The following is a 17,110-nucleotide window of genomic DNA, read 5'->3' on the forward strand; positions in this document are numbered from 1 at the left end:
CTTCGCGGCGCGCAACCCTTTGGCAGGCCATGCACTCGAAGCGAAAGATCAGTGGAGACGCCCCCCGAGAGGCACAGCAAGATCCGGCCCGATCAGCACCACGCCGCCCTCCTTATCCGGCACCCCGAGCACCAGCACCTCCGACTTCACCGGACCAATCTGGCGCGGCGGAAAATTGACAACCGCCAGTACCTGCTTCCCGACCAGATCCTGTGGCTCGTAATATTTGGTGATCTGCGCCGAAGACCGTTTTTCCCCGAGCTCTGCCCCGAAATCGATCCAGAGCTTGATCGCGGGCTTGCGGGCCTCGGGGAAAGGCTCCGCGCGGGTAATCTGCCCCACACGGATATCAAGCTTCAGAAAATCGTCGAAGGTCGCGCTCATGCGCCGAGTTCCCGCCCACGGTCGGCAGCGGCTTTGACCGCCCGCTCCAGCAATGCCGGAAACCCCTGCGCCTCGTCCATCAACACAGCCAGAGCCGCCGCCGTCGTACCACCCGGCGAGGTCACATTGACCCGCAACTGGGCCGGATCCTCGGGCGAGTCTTCTGCCAGTTGCCCTGCCCCGCCAACAGTTGCCTTGGCAAGCGTCATGGCCAGCTCCGCCGGAAGCCCTTGCGATACCCCCGCCGCCGCCAGCGTTTCGATCAGATGGAAGACATAGGCCGGACCGGATCCGGACACAGCCGTCACCGCATCCATCTGCCCCTCACTCTCCAGCCGGACGACCTGCCCGATTGCCCCGAGCAACCCTTCGGCAATCCGGAGATCGGCGTCCTGCGTCATCGCATTCCCGCAAATCGCGGTGATCCCCCGCCCGATGGCGGAAGGCGTATTGGGCATCGCCCGCACGATCGGGGTCTTCGCCCCCAGAATCGCCTCATATTTTGCCAAGGTCAGCCCCGCCGCGACCGAGAGAAACAGCGTATGGCCATTTCCCAGCGCCGCCAGTTGCGGCAAGGCCTCACCCATCTTCTGCGGCTTCACCGCCAGCAGCACCACGGCGGGCGCGGCCGGCAGCGGCGCATTGATCCGCACACCGGTGCTTTTGACCCAGTCCGAAGGGCGCGGCGCGATTACGGTGACCGATTGCGGATCAAGCCCGCCTTTCAGCCAGCCCGCCAGCATGGCCGACCCCATCTTGCCACAGCCCAGAAGCACCAGACCACGTTCGGAAATATCGGAAAAATCCATTTTGCCCCCTTCTTTATCGGGGCAAAGATTAGGCGCGTCCGTAGGCCTCTGCAATGGCCACCTGAATGGCATCTGCCGCCGTGCGATTGCCCCAGCACCCCAACTGGAAGGCCGGATAGAAACGCTCGGCCGACATCAGCGCGGTGCCGATCATCTCGTCGAGTTGCTGGATCGAGGCGCATTGCCCGCCGGTCAGCACCAGACCATAGCGCCATGCCATCAGACGCTGTTCGGGCCAATAGACAAAGCCCCCCGACCAGACCTGATCATTGGCACGGTTGAGCATGTCGTAAAGCACCGGCAGACGCTCGGCAGGAGGGTCCATCTCGAAGGTCATGATCAGGCGCAGCATCTCGTCCTGATCGGACCATGCCAGCGTCAGCGAATAGCTGCGCCATTGGCCCTCGACGACCATTGCGATCTGGTCATCCGTCACACGATTGAATTCCCAGGCATGGGCCTCGGCCAGATCCTCGACCACATCGATCGGGTGGGCGTCGTCGCCGATATAATCGTCGCTGAGTGCCATATGTCTGGTCCTTCTGCTCTTGTTCATTCCCCTGCGATGAACCGCAACGGGTTGTCGTGCATACTAGAAGCGGCGGGGCCGTTTCCTATTCATACCAGATATCGTGACTTGTGTGAAACAGGGTGTAAACGAGATAGTAGTGGATAACTTCCGCTCCGCCTACGATATCTGGGGATAAAAACCCTTACCCCCCGCATATCTGGACGAATCCCGGTGGGAACCTGTGGATAACTCCACGCGGCCTTCTCCGGAATGTTTCACGGGACTAGGGATCGCCTGACTCGCGGGGGATTCGCAACCACCGAATCGTTTTTTTATGAAACTTCAAAAGCTTGCCGATTCGCCTGTGACGAATCCGCCACCTCTCCGCCTGACGGAACACGCCAGGGTTCCACGCGGCACATCACCAGCACGACACAGGATCAGAGCGCCTGTCACTTTTTCGTGCCCCGTTTGAAACATCGCCCCTTTCGGCTTTGGCCGAACGGGACCCGCCCGATGCACAAGGCCGTAGCACATGCAAAAGCCCCCGAAACCTGTTCGGGGGCTTTCAGAAACATCCATGCGGTCGTTACGCTCACGCGCGGGCGCGCACCTTGTGCAGCAGCGGCATCAGCTCGCCCATATCGGGACCATGATCCATGCCGGTGATCGCCTTGCGCAGCGGCATGAAGAGGCCCTTGCCCTTCCGGCCCGATTTCTCCTTCATCGCGCCGGTCCACTCTTTCCAAGTGGTCTCGGTGAAGGGGCCTTCGGGCAGTTCAGCCAGTGCCTCGGCCACGAACGCGCGATCCTCCTCGGCAATCATCGGCTCGGCACCGTTGAGACACAGATCCGCCCAACCCGCCAGATCGGACAGCTTGTCGATATTCTGCGAGGCGACCTTCCAGAACTGCTCGGCCTGCTCGGCAGGAATGCCCAGCGCAAGGATCTGGTCCTTCACATCCGCAAAGGGCAGTTGCTGATTGCGGGCGCGGGTCAGCGGGATCAGATCGGCGCTGTCGAATTTCGTCGGTGCCGACCCGAAATGGCTCAGATCGAAGCCGTCAATCAACTCTTCCATCGACATTTTCAACTCGACCGGCTGGCTGGAGCCCAGACGCGCCATCATGGACAGAAGCGCCTCGGGGGCCACACCGGATGCCCGCAGATCGCGGATCGACAGCGCGCCCAGACGCTTGGACAGCTCTTCGCCATGCGGACCGGTCAGCAGCGAGTGGTGCGCGAAATTCGGCGGCGTGCCACCGATGGCACGGATGATCTGGATCTGCGTCGCCGTATTGGTGACGTGGTCGCCCCCGCGCACGATATCGGTGACCTGCATATCGGTGTCATCGACCGAGGATGCGAACGTATAAAGGATCTGCCCCGAGGCCTTGATCAGCACCGGGTCCGAGACCGACGCCGCGTCAATCGACAGATCGCCCAAGATGCCGTCATGCCATTCGATGCGTTCCAGATCCAACCGGAAGCGCCAATAGCCTTGGCGGCCCTCGTCACGATAGGCCTGTTTCTCGGCTTCGGTCAGATTCATCGACGCGCGGTCATAAACCGGCGGCTTACCCATATTGAGCTGCTTCTTACGCTTGAGGTCCAGCTCGGTCGGGCTTTCGAAACATTCGTACAGACGCCCTGCAGCCTTCAGCTCTTCGGCCACGGCATAATAGCGGTCGAAGCGCTTGGACTGGTATTCCTCGCGGTCCCAGGTAAAGCCCAGCCATTCGAGATCTTCTTTCAGACCATCGATATATTCCTGCTTGGACCGTTCCTGATCGGTGTCATCAAGGCGCAGAATGAACGTGCCCCCCTGCTTGCGGGTGATGAGATAGTTCATCAGCGCGGTGCGCAGGTTGCCGACATGGATATAGCCGGTGGGCGACGGGGCGAAACGTGTAACGGTCATTCAAAGTCTCCTGATGCGGCTTCCGTCTTCCATAAAAGTGCGAATTTGTCCATATCCTCAAGACAAACCATAGCTCAAACCCGCCCTGCGCCCCACGCCTTAACAGACATCCAGACCACCCAGGGTTAAGCGCTCCGGAAAGGCTTCGCCTTTTTGAATGCGTCACGCAGGCGTGAGTCGCAATTCAGCGCCGCGCCTCTAAGTTGGTCATGCAACTGGTTTTGAAGGAAAAGACCCATGAGCACCCATTTGACACGCCGCAACGCCTTGCTGACGGTCGCGGTAGCGCCGGTTGTTGGTGCAACACTCACCTCCACAACAGCCTTTGCCCAGACAGACGAGGCCATCATGCCCAGCCAACCTGCGGCCATTCCGGCCTATCGCCGCTTCGTGATCGGCGATCTGACCGTCACCACGCTTCTGGCAGGCACCAAGCTGCTGCCGGAGCCGCATGGCACCTTCGGCCTGAATGCCTCGGATGGGGAATTCACCGCCCTGTCCGAAGCCAATTTCCTGCCCACGGACCGCGCGCTGAACAGCTTTACGCCGGTCGTGGTGGAAACAGGTGATGCAAAGATCCTGTTTGACACGGGGCTGGACGCCGAGGGCCTGACCGGCGCCATGAAGGCCGCCGGAGTTGCACCGCAAAGCATCACCCATGTGGTGATCACGCATATGCATGGCGACCATATCGGCGGTTTGATGGGAGAAGACGGACCGACCTTCCCCGATGCCACCCATATCACCGGTCAGGTCGAATGGGATTACTGGTCGCAGACCAAAAATGCCGGATTTGATGCAAAGCTGCGCCCGCTACAGGATCGCTTCCAGTTCATCAATCCTGACGATGAATTCCTGCCCGGTTTCAAGGCCGTCGACGCCTACGGGCATACGCCCGGAATGCTGGCCTATTGGATCACCAGCGGCGGGCAGCAGCTTGTCCTGACGGCGGACACGGCCAATCACTATGTCTGGTCCCTGCAACGCCCCGACTGGGAGGTGCGGTTTGATATGGACAAGGAAAAGGCCAAAGAAACCCGTGACCGGCTGCTCAAACGCGTGGCCGAAGCCCGTGTCCCGTTTATCGGCTATCACATGCCCTTCCCCGGCTTGGGCTTTTTACACCCCAAGGACGAAGGCTACGAATTCGTACCTGCGAGTTACCAGTTCAACCTGCCGAAGGACGTCTGAACCCGATGGCCTTGGGGGCAGCCTTATGGGCCGGACATCCCCCTCTCGAAAGGTAAGGGGCCCTTCAGGAGCCAATGCGAAAGGCCCGCCAGTCCGGCGGGCCTTCTTTACGTTTTCTCTCAGGCAGCGTCGGTATCGGTGATATCCATACGCACCAGTGTCTGGTTGAGAAGGATATAGGCAATCTCGCCGAAGGTGACCGGACCGGTGAAATTGCCGGTGCGCTGGCCTTCCAGCTCGCCATAGAGATAGTTGAGGATGCAATTACAGGAATACTGCCCCTCTCCCGCATTGCCCGCGCCATCGGCAAATGCCTGCGCATAGCTGCCAAGCGCATTGGCCATACGGTATTCCACCCCTTCGACCACCGGCGCGTAGAACTTCACCTCGCCGCTTTGCGTATCGACCGACTGGATCGAGACATTGACCATCGCACCGGAATAATTGGCCACCAGAGGCAGACGGGTATCGATTTTATTGTCTTCGATATATTGCGCGAAATCGACCTGCTGACCGTTCACCTCAGCGGTTACCGCCGAGAACCCGTCTTTCTGGAAGCGGAAGGTCAGGTCTTTCTGGTCGCCTTGCGCAAAGATATTGAGGATATCCAGATCGGCCTTGGCATCCGCCGGCAGGCCCACATGCAGCAGCACCGCCCCTTCGTCATAGCCCTTACCCGTCCTACCATCGAAAATCATCGGGGCCTTCTTGCCCAGATCATCCAGATGCACGCCGGTAATCCAGCCCGCCAGAGGCTGGTTGAACAGGTTGTCATAGGTCTGGCCTTCGACGGCAAAGTTCGAATGCGCCACCGAGAAGGCCGGAATCATGATCATCGTGAACCCATTGGGCTTATAGCCTTCGGCAATGGTGTTCAGCCCGTCGACCCCGACATAGCGCACAGCCACTTCGGCAGCGCGATCGAAGGTTGTGCAGAACAGCTTGTCACGCACCACGGCGCCGCCTTGATCGGTGACAAAATACACCGTCGTCCCGCCGATCCAATTACCCTTGGGCAACTCGCGCAGAAGCTCTTCCGCCCCGGCGATGACCATCGTGGCACCGTCTTCGATCCGTGCGGCAACATCCGCCACAGTCAGCATTTCATTTTTCATGGGAGGCTCCAGCTTCAGAATTTCGCCATATCGGCAGTAGCAAAGGGATTCTTCGCGACGAAATCACGCAGTTCCCCGATTTTGGCCGCCAGAGCAGCGGGACTTGCGGCAACTTCACGACGCAGCCGCGAGACCATCAGACGGGTCGCCAACGAGGTCGCAGACAAATCGGACTCGGAAGTCAGAACGCGCTTCCAGCGCGGGTCATTCGTATCAGGGATCATAACGTCTCTCCTCAACCTTATGCCGCCATGTAAACCACACACTCTTAAGTTTTGCTTTCGCAAGGTAAGCTCAGCTATGAATCGCCCCATTTCCCAGAGGGTTTTCTTGTTTTAAGGTAAACGCTTCAATCATCAGGAAATTGCCATGACCCCGATCCTGACCGTGACGCTTAACCCCACCGTGGATCTGTCCATCGCCACGGCCCATGTGCAATCCGAACGCAAGCTGCGCTGCACCAACCCTGCCGAAGATCCGGGGGGTGGCGGCATCAATGTCAGCCGCGCGATTGCCGCGATGGGCGGCCAGAGCACGGCCTTTGTCGCGCTTGGCGGGGCAACCGGCACGAAGGTCGCCGCGCTTCTGGCGGCACAAGGCATCGGGCTGGTGCCCTTTGCCGCGCCGGGGGAAACGCGCCAGAGCCTGACGGTCACGGATGAAAGCACCGGCGAGCAATACCGCTTTGTCATGCCGGGGCCGGACTGGTCGGCGGCGGATGTGGGGCAGGTGCTGGAACAGATCGCCCGAGCCATGCCCGAGAGCGGCATTATCGTGCTGTCAGGCAGCCAGCCGCCGGGCTTTCCCGAGGACTTTCCCGCCCGCCTTGCCTCGCTGGTTGCACCGCATCATGCGCGCGTGTTTCTGGACACCTCCGGCCCTGCCCTGCGCCAGCTTCTGGACGGGCGGCATCAGGCAGCGGATCTGCTGCGGATGGATGATCTGGAGGCCGAAGACCTTGCAGGCCACCCCCTTCCCGCCCGCACGGATACCGCAGATTTCGCACAACACCTGGTGGCCAAGGGCTTGGCCCATGCGGTTTTGATTGCCCGTGGTGCAGAGGGCAATGTGCTGGCAACCGCCAGCCATCGCTGGTTTGCCACAGCACCAAAGGTGCCGGTCGTGTCGAAAGTCGGCGCGGGCGACAGCTTCGTGGCAGGTTTCACCCTTGCGCTATCTCGCGGGGCACCCCTGCCCGACGCCCTGAGATATGGTGCCGCAGCCGCAGCGGCCGCTGTGATGACCCCTGCAACGGAGCTTTGCCGTGGCACGGATGTCGAGGCGCTTCTGGATCTGGAGGTATCGGCCCTCTAGCGGCCATCCGCCTGCACCGCGCAGCAGACCCGAAGCGGACAGGGCGCGCAGGCGCGCACCCTATCGCCTACTGTCCGGCGGCTACTGGCCCGACTGGTCGCGCCAGCGGTTGACCATCGGATAGCGGCGGTCGAGCCAGAAGGCTTTGCGCGTCAGCTTGGTGCCAGGCGCTGACTGGAAGCGTTTCCATTCGGAAATATACAGCAGATGCTCGATCCGCTTGACCGTCTCGCGGTCATGCCCGGCGGCCACAATCTCGGCCACGGATTGATCGCCCTCGACCAGACGTTCAAGGATATCATCCAGCACCGGATAGGGCGGCAGGCTGTCTTCATCCTTCTGGTCAGGGCGCAGCTCTGCCGAGGGCGGCTTGTCGATGATGACGGTCGGGATCACCTCGCCCTCGGGCGCCTTCATCCACGGGCGGTGATTGACATTGCGCCAGCGGCAGGTCTCGAAGACGCGGGTCTTGTAGAGATCCTTGATCGGGTTATAGCCGCCGTTCATATCGCCATAGATCGTGCAATAGCCCACGGCCATTTCCGATTTATTGCCGGTGGTCAGCAGCATCGCCCCGAACTTGTTGGAAATCGCCATCAGGATCGTGCCGCGCAGGCGCGACTGGATGTTTTCCTCGGTCACATCGGGGGCCATGCCCTCGAACACATGGGCCAGCGCCTGTGTCACCCCATCACGTGCGGGTTCGATATGCACAGTATCAAGCTTGGTGCCCACGCGCCGCGCCAGTTCCGCCGCATCATCCAGAGACCCTTGGCTGGTGTATTCCGAAGGCAGCATCACGCAATGCACATTCTCGGGGCCAAAGGCATCGGCGGCAATGGTCGCCACAATGGCGGAATCGATCCCGCCCGACAGGCCCAGCACCGCCTTTTTGAACCCCGATTTCGCCAGATAATCATGGGTCGCCATCACCATCGCGCGGTAATCCTGCTCCCAAGCGTCGGGCTGCGGGTCAAAGCGGCCCTCGGCGGCGACCCAGCCCGAAGGCGTCTCGGTAAAGGTGATATGGTCGATGATCTCGTCGAAGGGCGCGAATTGCGCCGCCAGCGAACGATCGGCATTCAGAACGAATGTCGCCCCGTCAAACACCTGATCGTCCTGCCCGCCAACCGAATTCAGATAGACGAGCGGCAGGCCGGTTTCCACGACCCGCGCCACCATATGGTTCAGCCGCACCTCGTGCTTGCCGCGATGATAGGGCGAGCCATTGGGCACGATCAGGATCTGCGCGCCGGTCTCCATCAGCGTCTCGGCGACATCCGCATGCCATGCATCCTCGCAGATCGGCAGGCCGATACGCGCCGCCCCGATCTGCACGGGGCCGGAGATCGGACCCACATCATAGATACGATGCTCGTCAAAGACCTCCTTATGCGGCAGGTCATGTTTGAGAACCCGCGCCGCAACCTTCCCGCCCTTGAGCACCCAATAGGCGTTATAATGGCCGGTCGCGTCCTGATAGGGCGCGCCGATCCCCAGAGCCGGACCATCGGCCAGACGGGCGGCCAGAGCCTCGATCCGCGCCATGCAATCGGCAATGAAGGCGGGCTTCATCACCAGATCCTGCGTCTGGTAGCCGGTCAGGAACATCTCGGGCAGCGCCACGAAATCGGCCCCTGCGGCACGGCCTTCCTCCCAAGCGGCCACGGCCTTGGCGGCATTGGCATCAAGCGCCCCCACCGTGGGGTTCAGCTGGGCAAGGGTCAGACGGAAGGTCGCGGCCATAGGACAGATCCTCATAAAGTACGGGGGATGGTGTATCGGGAAGCGCGCGCAAGGGGAAGAGCATCGGGAAAGAGTATGGGGCAAAATCACAATGGCTTGCAGGCCGCGCCTGCCCTTGTCTCACCATGCACATCCACGTAGTTTGGGCAGGCCGGTCGGGAAACAGACCACCCGAACGCCTATCTTCAGGAGAGCCGCTTCCATGACCCTGCCCCAGCTTCGCAATCTTGCCCTTGTCATCGCGATCGGTCTTGGCACGGCCAGCGTGGTGGTGGCACAGGAAGAGGCTGGCGATGTCGCCACAAAGGAATATGACGATGGCGGCATCTATACGGGGACCTTCCGCAACGGCAAACAGGACGGGCACGGAACATATAGCCTGCCCTCGGGCTATGAATATGAAGGCGCATGGGTGGCCGGCCAGATTCAGGGCGAGGGTCGGGCGCGGTTTCCCAATGGCTCGGTCTATGAAGGCCAGTTCACCGCCGGAAAGCCCGATGGCACCGGCAAGATCACCTTTATTGACGGTGGCACCTATGAGGGCCAGTGGCAGGCAGGCGAGATTACCGGCGAGGGTGTGGCACGCTATGCCAATGGCACAACCTATAAAGGCCGTTTCAAGAATGCCCGCCATGATGGCAAAGGTGTGCTGACCGGCGAGAACGGCTATCGCTACGAGGGCGACTGGGTCAATGGCGTCAAGGAAGGCACCGGCAAGATCACCTATCCCGATGGCGCCACCTATGAGGGCGGCATGAAGGCGGGCCAGCGCGACGGTCAGGGCACGCTGACCATGGCCGACGGGCTGAGCTATTCGGGCATGTGGAAAGCGGGCCAGATGAATGGCACGGGCCATCTGTCACAGGCCAATGGCGATCTCTATGAAGGCGGCATGGAGAACGGGCGGCGCAATGGTCAGGGCAAGGTGACCTATGCCAATGGCGACGTCTACGAGGGAACTTTCGTCATGGACCGCCGTCAGGGCAAAGGGACCTTTCGCGGGACGGATGGCTATGTCTACTCGGGCGATTGGGTCGAGGGCCGGATCGAGGGTCAGGGCCGCGTGACCTATCCCGACGGGTCAGTCTATGAGGGCGCCTTCGTCAATGATCTGCCCGATGGTCAGGGCAAGATCACCTATCCCGACGGGTCCAGCTATGAGGGCCAATGGGCTGCGGGCCAGATCGAGGGCCGTGGCCGCGCCACCTATGCCAACGGGCTGACCTATGAGGGCGATTTCGTCAATGCCCGCAACGAGGGTCAGGGCCGGATGACCTATCCCGACGGCTATGTCTATGAGGGCGCATGGAAAGGCGGGCAACGGCAGGGCCAAGGCCGCGCGACCTATGCCGATGGCACGGTCTATGAGGGCAACTTCGAGAACGGCCAGCGCTCGGGCAAGGGGCGTTTGACGATGCCGGACGGGTTTACCTATGAGGGCGACTGGCGCGAGGGCGAGATCGATGGTGAAGGTGTGGCAAGCTATGCCAATGGCGATGTCTACACGGGCCATTTCGCGCAAGGAAAGCGTCAGGGCGCGGGCGTGATGAAATATGCCGACGGGCAGACGGCCTCGGGCAGCTGGTCGGATAACACCCTGACCGAAGCCGGCGGCGAGGCCAAAGCGGTGCCGGCCCAGCCCAGCACCCCCGCCGAGGAGGCCCCCGCCCCCGAAATGGCGGCCCCGTCTGCAAATGGCCTGCCAGACTGAGACTGCCGCTGAGCCTCGGGCTGCGATGGTGCGGGGGGAGCCGCGCGCTCGGGGGCATCGCCCCCCCTCGCACGCGGATGGGCGGCCTGCGGCACGCCCATCAACCGCCCGTCCCGCGCAAGCGCCTGATGGAATGCGGGCCACGACGATTGAACCCCCTCCGGCCTCCTCCTATATCTACGCGAGATCAATCGCATAGGGGCGCGGATTTTTGGGTATCTCCGATCTTGCAGACGGGCTGACGCGGCGGATCGAGGGCCTTGGGTCCTCGGTCAGCGAGAGCCTGTTCGAGCCTGTCATCCGCTTGGGGGTGACCGGCCTGTCGCGTGCGGGCAAGACGGTGTTCATCACCTCGCTGGTGGCAAATCTGCTGGACCGTGGAAAGATGCCCGCGCTGACCGGACAGTCCCGCATTCGGGCCGCCTTTCTGCAGCCCCAGCCCGATGATACCCTGCCGCGTTTTGCCTATGAGAGCCATCTGGCCGATCTGACGGGCCAAGACCCGCATTGGCCCGAGGGCACGGGGGCTGTCTCGCAGCTGCGGCTGAGTTTCCGTGTCGCGCCCAGTGGGATGCTGGCGGGGATGCGGGGGATGCGCACCGTGCATCTGGATATTGTCGACTATCCCGGGGAATGGCTGCTGGATCTGGGGCTGATGGAAAAGAGCTACCGGCAATGGGCGGATGAGGCCTTTAACCGCCTCGCCATGCGCGGGGGCGAGGCCTATCTGGCACTGGCCCGTCAGACCGACCCCGACCGGCGCCATGACGAGCCTGTGGCCGATGCTTTGGCGCGCAGTTTCACGCAATACCTACAGGCGGCGAAGTCTGCGGGCTTTTCCGATTGCTCGCCGGGGCGGTTCCTTCTGCCCGGTGAAAAGGCCGGATCGCCTGCGCTAACCTTCGCGCCGCTGCCGCCCTCGGAAGCGCCACGCGGGTCGTTGGCCCGCGAGATGGAGCGCCGCTATGACGCCTATAAGCGCGAGATCGTGCGCCCCTTCTTCCGCGACCATTTCGCCCGTATCGACCGGCAGGTGGTTCTGGTGGATGTGCTGAGCGCCATCCATGCGGGGCCTGCCGCCTTGGAGGATCTGCGCCAGACCATGGCCGATATTCTGGGCGCTTTCCGTCCGGGCAGGGCCAGCTGGCTGACCAGCCTGATTGGCGGGCATCGGGTGGAGCGTATCCTCTTTGCCGCGACCAAGGCCGACCATCTGCACCATAGCCAGCACGCGCGGCTGAGCCAGATCATGCAGGCGCTTCTACGCGAGGCCAAGGACCGCGCCGATTTCGCAGGCGCCAAGACGCAGGCGCTTGCCATTGCCGCCCTGCGTGCCACGACCGAGGCCGAGATCCCCCAAGGCGATAGCCTGCTGCCTGCGGTACGCGGGCGGCTGCCCGACGGGCGGAATGTGGCGCTTTATCCGGGGGAGCTGCCTGAAGACCCCGCGCAGCTTCTGTCGGCCGCACGGCGCGGGCGCGAGGATTGGCTGGCGGGCGATTATTCGATCATGAATTTCGCCCCCGCCCCCTTGGCCCTGCGTCCGGGCGATGGCCCGCCCCATATCCGCCTTGACCGCGCCGCCGAATTCCTGCTGGGAGACCGCCTGTGAGAAAACCCGTGATGATCGAGCTGGACGAGGCTCCGCAAAGCCCTGCCGATGCGCCGCCGGTAACGGATCTGCCCGAAGCCACAACCGAACAGCTGGAAGGTCGCGCGATGCAGATTGCCGCGCGGCTTGCGGCGCGCCCGCCTTCAAAAACGGGGCGGTTCTTCTGGCGGTCACTGGTGGCGCTGATCGGCTTTCTGGCCTCGGTCGCGGCGTGGCGCTTTGTCGAGGGGCTCTTTGCCGCCAATCCGCTCCTTGGCTGGGTCGGTGCGGGGCTGTTGGGGCTGTTCGTGCTGGCGGCCCTTCTGGTCGCCATGCGCGAGATCGCCGCATTCTCGCGGCTGAAACGGCTGGATACGGTGCATCACGAGGTCACCCAAAGCCTGCAGGCCGAGGATCTTTCCCGCGCCCGCAAGGTCTCGGCCCGCGTGTCCTCCATTTACGCCGCGCGGAAGGAAATGGACTGGTCGCGCGCGCGTCTGGCCGAACAGGCACCCGACCAGCTGGATGTGCAGACCCTTCTGGGCCTGACCGAGACGACCCTGATGGAGCCTCTGGACCAAGCCGTGCGTCTGGAGATCGAGGCCGCCTCGCGCACGGTCGCCGCCACCACGGCGCTGGTGCCGCTGGCCTTGGCGGATGTGGGCTCGGCACTGATTGCCAATGTGCGGATGATCCGCCGCATTGCCGAGATTTACGGGGGCCGCGCGGGCAGTCTGGGGTCCATCCGGCTGGCGCGGTCGGTGATGACCCATCTGGTGGCCACTGGCGCTGTGGCCGCGGGCGATGACCTGATCGAGACGGTGGCAGGCGGGCATCTGGCCGCGAAACTCTCGCGCCGCTTTGGCGAGGGCGTGGTCAATGGCGCGCTGACCGCCCGTGTCGGCATTGCCGCGATGGAGGTCTGCCGCCCGATGCCCTTCACCGCTTTGCGCAAACCCAAGGTGACCAATATCCTCTCGCGCAGCCTGACGGGCCTCTTTGCCCGCGAAAAGAGCTAAAGCGGGCAGATCAGGCGCGCGGGATTGCCCGCCACCAGCGCGTTCGGTGCCACGTCGCGGGTCACGACAGCCCCCGCCGCCACAACGGCATTCTCGCCAATGGTCACTCCCGGACAGAGGATCGCCCCGCCCCCGATCCAGACACCATCGTGAATGCGGATCGGCTTCGACATTTCCAGCATCGCGCGACGCGGCGCGGCCTCTAACGGATGGGTCGCGGCAAAGATCTGCACATTCGGGCCAATCAGCACCCCCTCGCCACTCCTGACGGGCGCATAATCAAGAATGGTGCAGTTGTAATTCACAAAACTCCGCGCGCCCAAGCGGATATGCTGGCCATAATCGCAGCGGAAGGGCGGCTGATCTGCGCCCCTTGCCCAAAGCCCCCAGCAAAGGCGCAAGCAGCTCGTCACAGGCGTCGGCATCGATCCGTGCTGAACGCCGCCCGCACCATATCCGCCTGTAATTCGGGATCATCGGCACGATACAGCTCTCCCGCCAACATCTTCTGTTTCTCGCGTCTCACCGCAGCTTCGGGATACCGCCCGGCAGCTTCTCGCGGTCCACCACACCCGCCCGCAGGCTGGTGCCGATCCGGTGCGCCAGCGCCGACCAGCCAGCCGCCGCCAGCGGGTCCAGCTCGCGCCTGAGCGTATCATCAAACAGCCCCAACCAGACAGGAAACATGCCAGGTCTGACATCTCCGGCCTGCCGATGGGCGCGCATGGGGGACCCGTCATAGCCATCTTCGTGCAGAATGGACCCCTTCCAGAACGCCGCCACCTTGGCCTCATGCTCGGGCCAGTCGGTGACATGGGCGGCAAAGACCGGACCCAGCATGTGGTGGTCGCGCACACGGGCGTAAAAGGCCGCCACAACGCGGTCGATCTCGGGGCCGGTGATCGGGAAACGGGCTAAAGGTTCGGTCATCAGTGCCTCACTCGAACATATCGCTTTGCGCGGGCGGGGCGACCTGCGGCTCGGCCAGCCCCAGATGGCGCCACGCGCGCTGCCCCAGCATCCGCCCGCGCGGCGTGCGCTGGATCAGCCCCTGCTGCAGAAGGTAGGGCTCGATCACCTCTTCAATCGCATCACGGCTTTCCGACAGCGCCGCCGAAAGCGTCTCTACGCCCACCGGACCGCCGCCATAATGTTCGGCCATCAGCATCATGTAACGCCTGTCCGCCCCGTCCAAACCAAGGTTATCCACCCCCAGCCGCGTCAGCGCAGTATCGGCAATCTCGCGGGTCAAACGGCCATCGCCCTCGACCAAAGCGAAATCCACCACGCGGCGCAAAAGACGCCCCGCAATCCGCGGCGTACCACGGGCGCGTTTGGCAATCTCGCGCGTGCCTTCAGGGTCAGAAGGAATGCCCAACAGCCGCGAACCCCGCGTCACGATCTGGTCCAGCTCGTCCTCGGTGTAAAATTGCAGCCGCGTCGGAATGCCGAAGCGGTCGCGCAAAGGCGTCGTCAGAAGACCCAACCGCGTCGTGGCACCGACCAGCGTGAAGGGCTGCAACTCGATCCGAACGGTACGCGCAGCAGGCCCCTCGCCGATCACCAGATCCAGCTCGAAATCCTCCATCGCGGGGTAAAGCACCTCTTCCACCGCCGGATTAAGTCGGTGGATCTCGTCGATGAACAACACATCCCGCGCTTCCAGATTGGTCAGGATCGCCGCCAGATCCCCCGCTTTGGCCAGCACGGGGCCAGAGGTCATCTTGAAATTCACCCCCAACTCGCGCGCCATAATCTGCGCAAGCGTGGTCTTCCCCAGACCGGGCGGGCCATGAAACAACGTATGATCCATCGCCTGCTGACGCATCCTGGCCGAGGCGATAAATACCCGCAAATTGGCCCGCGCCTCGGCTTGGCCGACAAATTCATCAAGCCCCTGCGGCCGCAAAGCGCGATCCGCATCCTCGGGCAGACGGTCGGGGCGTAGGGTGGGATCTGGATCACTCATTTCGTCATTCTCGCGCAACCTCGGAGGTCTGTCCATGGGCGGCCCCGCCGCCCGCGATGCGAAGGGGGCTCAATGCCCGCAAGCATCGCACGCCCCTCAATCTTTCGGGGCCAGCAGACGCAGCGCCAGACGGATCAGCTTGGCGGTATCCACCGCCGCCGGATCCTCCGACGCCTGCGCCACAGCTCCTGCCGCCTCGGTGGGCGAATAGCCCAGATTGGTCAGCGCCGATAGCGCCTCGGCGGTAAAATTCGTCTTGGGCGTGGCCGCCGGTGCGGGACGCGGGGCTTTGGGCACCGCGACCGCCCCCTCCTCGACCTCGATCACCGGAGCCGCCTCCACCGTCAGATCCCCGCCCATCGCCATGATCGAAGGCGCCTTGTCGCGCAGCTCGTTCACCACCCGCTGGGCAATCTTCGGACCAACTCCGGGGGCGGCCTTCACCGCAGACCAATCCCCCAAAGCAATCGAGCGCCCCAAAGCTTCCGGCCCCAAGGTCCCCAAGATCGCCAGAGCCGCTTTCGAGCCGATCCCCTGCACGGAAATCAGCAAACGGTACCACTCTTTCTCCAGCAGGCTTGAAAACCCGAACAGCTGCAACAGATCCTCGCGCACCAGCAAATCGGTATAAAGCGCGCAGGGCTCGCCCACCCGCGGCAGGCTCTGCGAGGTCAGCGCGCTGACATGCACCACATAGCCCACGCCGCGCACATCGATCATCACCTGATCCAACCCGCGATGGATGATGGTTCCGGCCAAACGTCCGATCATGATGCGCTCCTTTTGATCCGCCCGCCCGTTGTGGCGGCACGGGACAGCTGCGCCGCCGTCATGCGGCGCGCCGATTGCAGATGCAAGGCATGACAGATCGCAATCGCCAAAGCATCCGCCGCATCGGGACTGTCAAAGCTGACCCCCGGAAGCTGGTGCTTCACCATATGCTGCACCTGAACCTTATCGGCATGGCCCACGCCCACAACCGTCTTCTTCACGGCATTGGGGGCATATTCGCCCACCTCCAGCCCCGCCTGCGCCGGAACCAGCAGCGCAATCCCCCGCGCCTGCCCCAGTTTCAGCGTGGCCACCGCGTCTTTATTGACGAAGGTCTGCTCGACGGCGGCGGCTTCGGGGGTATGGATCTCGAAGACCCGCGTCAGCCCCGCATGCAGCTCCATCAACCGGCGCGCAAGCGAATCACCCGCCGAATGCAGCGTACCATTGGCCAGATGGCGCAGGCGCGACCCGTCCACCTCAATCACGCCCCAACCGAGATTCCGCAATCCCGGATCGATTCCGATCACCCGCATGGCCTGCCCTTTTACCATTCTTTTACACTTCCTAGCACGAAACAGGAACATCCGGAAGGGCTTGCGCGCCGTAACGCAATAAATGGCAAGAAATAAAGCCTACAAAGAAGGATTCCTGCCATGCAAAAATCGCATGACGGGACTGCCAAAGCTACGTTTGTTTTCGCAAACCGCCCACATTATGTGCATCCTCGTAAGAGAAAAGATCAACAACTAGCACGAAAAGAAAAGGTGACCCATGTCGCTGCAATCCACCAACCGTATCGAACTGCGCACCGTCCGTCCGGGCTTCTTCCAACAGATCATTGATCTGGTCGCAAACTGGAATGACCGCCGCATGACCCGTATCGCACTGTCGAAACTGACCGACCGTGAACTGAACGATATCGGCCTGACCCGCATCGATATCTCGAATATCCGCTGAGAATGGCCGCTCGGGTGCTCCCCCTCCCGCCGGTCGCCAGCGATACAGAAAGACAAGCCGTGCAACGCTGAGTGCACGGCTTTTTTCTTTGTACCACG

The 17,110-nt window shown here is 62.5% G+C and carries 19 protein-coding genes; 6 read left to right on the top strand and 13 right to left on the bottom strand.

The annotated features are described in order from the left end of the window. Window positions 1-48: 48 nt before the first annotated feature. The 4 genes from AC2ISB_RS09455 to gltX form a co-directional block, all read right to left on the bottom strand. Entirely contained in the window at window positions 49-384 is a 336-nt protein-coding gene (locus tag AC2ISB_RS09455; protein WP_339107963.1) for a tRNA-binding protein, read from the bottom strand. Beyond that, a complete protein-coding gene (proC, locus tag AC2ISB_RS09460) occupies window positions 381-1,193 on the bottom strand; it encodes a pyrroline-5-carboxylate reductase (RefSeq protein WP_406736160.1) in 813 nt (270 codons plus the stop codon). Before proC ends, AC2ISB_RS09455 begins: the two co-directional genes overlap by 4 nt. Window positions 1,194-1,221: 28 nt before the next feature. Then, complete coding sequence (locus AC2ISB_RS09465; protein WP_339107965.1) at window positions 1,222-1,722, bottom strand: type III secretion system chaperone family protein; 501 nt, start codon at window positions 1,720-1,722, stop codon at window positions 1,222-1,224. 577 nt (window positions 1,723-2,299) lie between these two features. After that, on the bottom strand, window positions 2,300-3,625 hold the full coding sequence (gene gltX, locus AC2ISB_RS09470; RefSeq protein ID WP_406721180.1) for a glutamate--tRNA ligase: 1,326 nt from the start codon (window positions 3,623-3,625) through the stop codon (window positions 2,300-2,302). Between the two features lie 237 nt (window positions 3,626-3,862). Between gltX and AC2ISB_RS09475 the strand changes: the two genes are divergently transcribed. Continuing rightward, complete coding sequence (locus AC2ISB_RS09475) at window positions 3,863-4,816, top strand: MBL fold metallo-hydrolase (protein WP_486574813.1); 954 nt, start codon at window positions 3,863-3,865, stop codon at window positions 4,814-4,816. Window positions 4,817-4,935: 119 nt separating this feature from the next. Here the strand turns inward: AC2ISB_RS09475 and AC2ISB_RS09480 are convergent, their stop codons facing one another. Both AC2ISB_RS09480 and AC2ISB_RS09485 read right to left on the bottom strand, forming a co-directional pair. Continuing rightward, the gene (locus tag AC2ISB_RS09480) at window positions 4,936-5,931 is read right to left on the bottom strand and encodes a DUF6976 family protein (protein WP_406736158.1); all 996 of its coding nucleotides are present in this window, start codon (window positions 5,929-5,931) and stop codon (window positions 4,936-4,938) included. Window positions 5,932-5,945: 14 nt separating this feature from the next. Continuing rightward, entirely contained in the window at window positions 5,946-6,155 is a 210-nt protein-coding gene (locus AC2ISB_RS09485) for a hypothetical protein (RefSeq protein ID WP_339107969.1), read from the bottom strand. 145 nt (window positions 6,156-6,300) lie between these two features. On the opposite strand from AC2ISB_RS09485, the gene AC2ISB_RS09490 reads away from it, so the two are divergent. Further along, a complete protein-coding gene (locus AC2ISB_RS09490; RefSeq protein WP_339107970.1) occupies window positions 6,301-7,245 on the top strand; it encodes a 1-phosphofructokinase family hexose kinase in 945 nt (314 codons plus the stop codon). Window positions 7,246-7,326: 81 nt separating this feature from the next. On the opposite strand, the gene AC2ISB_RS09495 is transcribed toward AC2ISB_RS09490, so the two are convergent. Further along, window positions 7,327-8,991, bottom strand: a complete 1,665-nt coding sequence (locus tag AC2ISB_RS09495; protein WP_406721182.1) for an NAD+ synthase — start codon at window positions 8,989-8,991, stop codon at window positions 7,327-7,329. 202 nt (window positions 8,992-9,193) lie between these two features. Between AC2ISB_RS09495 and AC2ISB_RS09500 the strand changes: the two genes are divergently transcribed. From AC2ISB_RS09500 to AC2ISB_RS09510, 3 genes are all read left to right on the top strand, one after another. Continuing rightward, window positions 9,194-10,702 (top strand): 2-isopropylmalate synthase, encoded by a 1,509-nt coding sequence (locus tag AC2ISB_RS09500; protein WP_406721183.1) that lies wholly within the window; start codon window positions 9,194-9,196, stop codon window positions 10,700-10,702. 211 nt (window positions 10,703-10,913) lie between these two features. Then, window positions 10,914-12,314 carry a YcjX family GTP-binding protein gene (locus AC2ISB_RS09505; protein WP_486574815.1) on the top strand — a complete coding sequence of 467 codons (1,401 nt, stop codon included), beginning with the start codon at window positions 10,914-10,916 and terminating at the stop codon, window positions 12,312-12,314. Window positions 12,315-12,325: 11 nt separating this feature from the next. Then, window positions 12,326-13,312, top strand: coding sequence for a YcjF family protein (locus AC2ISB_RS09510; protein WP_486576788.1), 987 nt, complete (start codon window positions 12,326-12,328; stop codon window positions 13,310-13,312). Here the strand turns inward: AC2ISB_RS09510 and AC2ISB_RS09515 are convergent. The 6 genes from AC2ISB_RS09515 to ruvC all read right to left on the bottom strand — a co-directional run bounded on the left by AC2ISB_RS09515 (window position 13,309) and on the right by ruvC (window position 16,588). Further along, window positions 13,309-13,737 (bottom strand): sugar O-acetyltransferase, encoded by a 429-nt coding sequence (locus tag AC2ISB_RS09515; RefSeq protein ID WP_486574817.1) that lies wholly within the window; start codon window positions 13,735-13,737, stop codon window positions 13,309-13,311. The genes AC2ISB_RS09510 and AC2ISB_RS09515 overlap by 4 nt on opposite strands. Further along, a complete protein-coding gene (locus AC2ISB_RS09520; RefSeq protein ID WP_486576790.1) occupies window positions 13,722-13,817 on the bottom strand; it encodes a maltose acetyltransferase domain-containing protein in 96 nt (31 codons plus the stop codon). Before AC2ISB_RS09520 ends, AC2ISB_RS09515 begins: the two co-directional genes overlap by 16 nt. A gap of 17 nt (window positions 13,818-13,834) precedes the next feature. Beyond that, window positions 13,835-14,242: a group III truncated hemoglobin gene (locus AC2ISB_RS09525; protein ID WP_339107977.1), complete on the bottom strand. Its 408-nt coding sequence runs from the start codon at window positions 14,240-14,242 to the stop codon at window positions 13,835-13,837. 7 nt (window positions 14,243-14,249) lie between these two features. After that, window positions 14,250-15,281, bottom strand: a complete 1,032-nt coding sequence (gene ruvB / locus AC2ISB_RS09530) for a Holliday junction branch migration DNA helicase RuvB (RefSeq protein ID WP_486574819.1) — start codon at window positions 15,279-15,281, stop codon at window positions 14,250-14,252. A gap of 96 nt (window positions 15,282-15,377) precedes the next feature. Further along, window positions 15,378-16,052: a Holliday junction branch migration protein RuvA gene (ruvA, locus tag AC2ISB_RS09535; RefSeq protein ID WP_406721189.1), complete on the bottom strand. Its 675-nt coding sequence runs from the start codon at window positions 16,050-16,052 to the stop codon at window positions 15,378-15,380. Then, window positions 16,049-16,588, bottom strand: coding sequence for a crossover junction endodeoxyribonuclease RuvC (gene ruvC, locus AC2ISB_RS09540; RefSeq protein WP_406736150.1), 540 nt, complete (start codon window positions 16,586-16,588; stop codon window positions 16,049-16,051). The genes ruvA and ruvC overlap by 4 nt, the downstream gene beginning before the upstream one ends. A 238-nt stretch (window positions 16,589-16,826) precedes the next feature. Here ruvC and AC2ISB_RS09545 point away from each other — a divergent pair, with 238 nt between their 5' ends. Next, window positions 16,827-17,012 carry a DUF1127 domain-containing protein gene (locus AC2ISB_RS09545; RefSeq protein ID WP_339107981.1) on the top strand — a complete coding sequence of 62 codons (186 nt, stop codon included), beginning with the start codon at window positions 16,827-16,829 and terminating at the stop codon, window positions 17,010-17,012. Window positions 17,013-17,110 lie beyond the last annotated feature (98 nt).

This window comes from Thioclava sp. NS-SX20 (genome assembly GCF_057380695.1).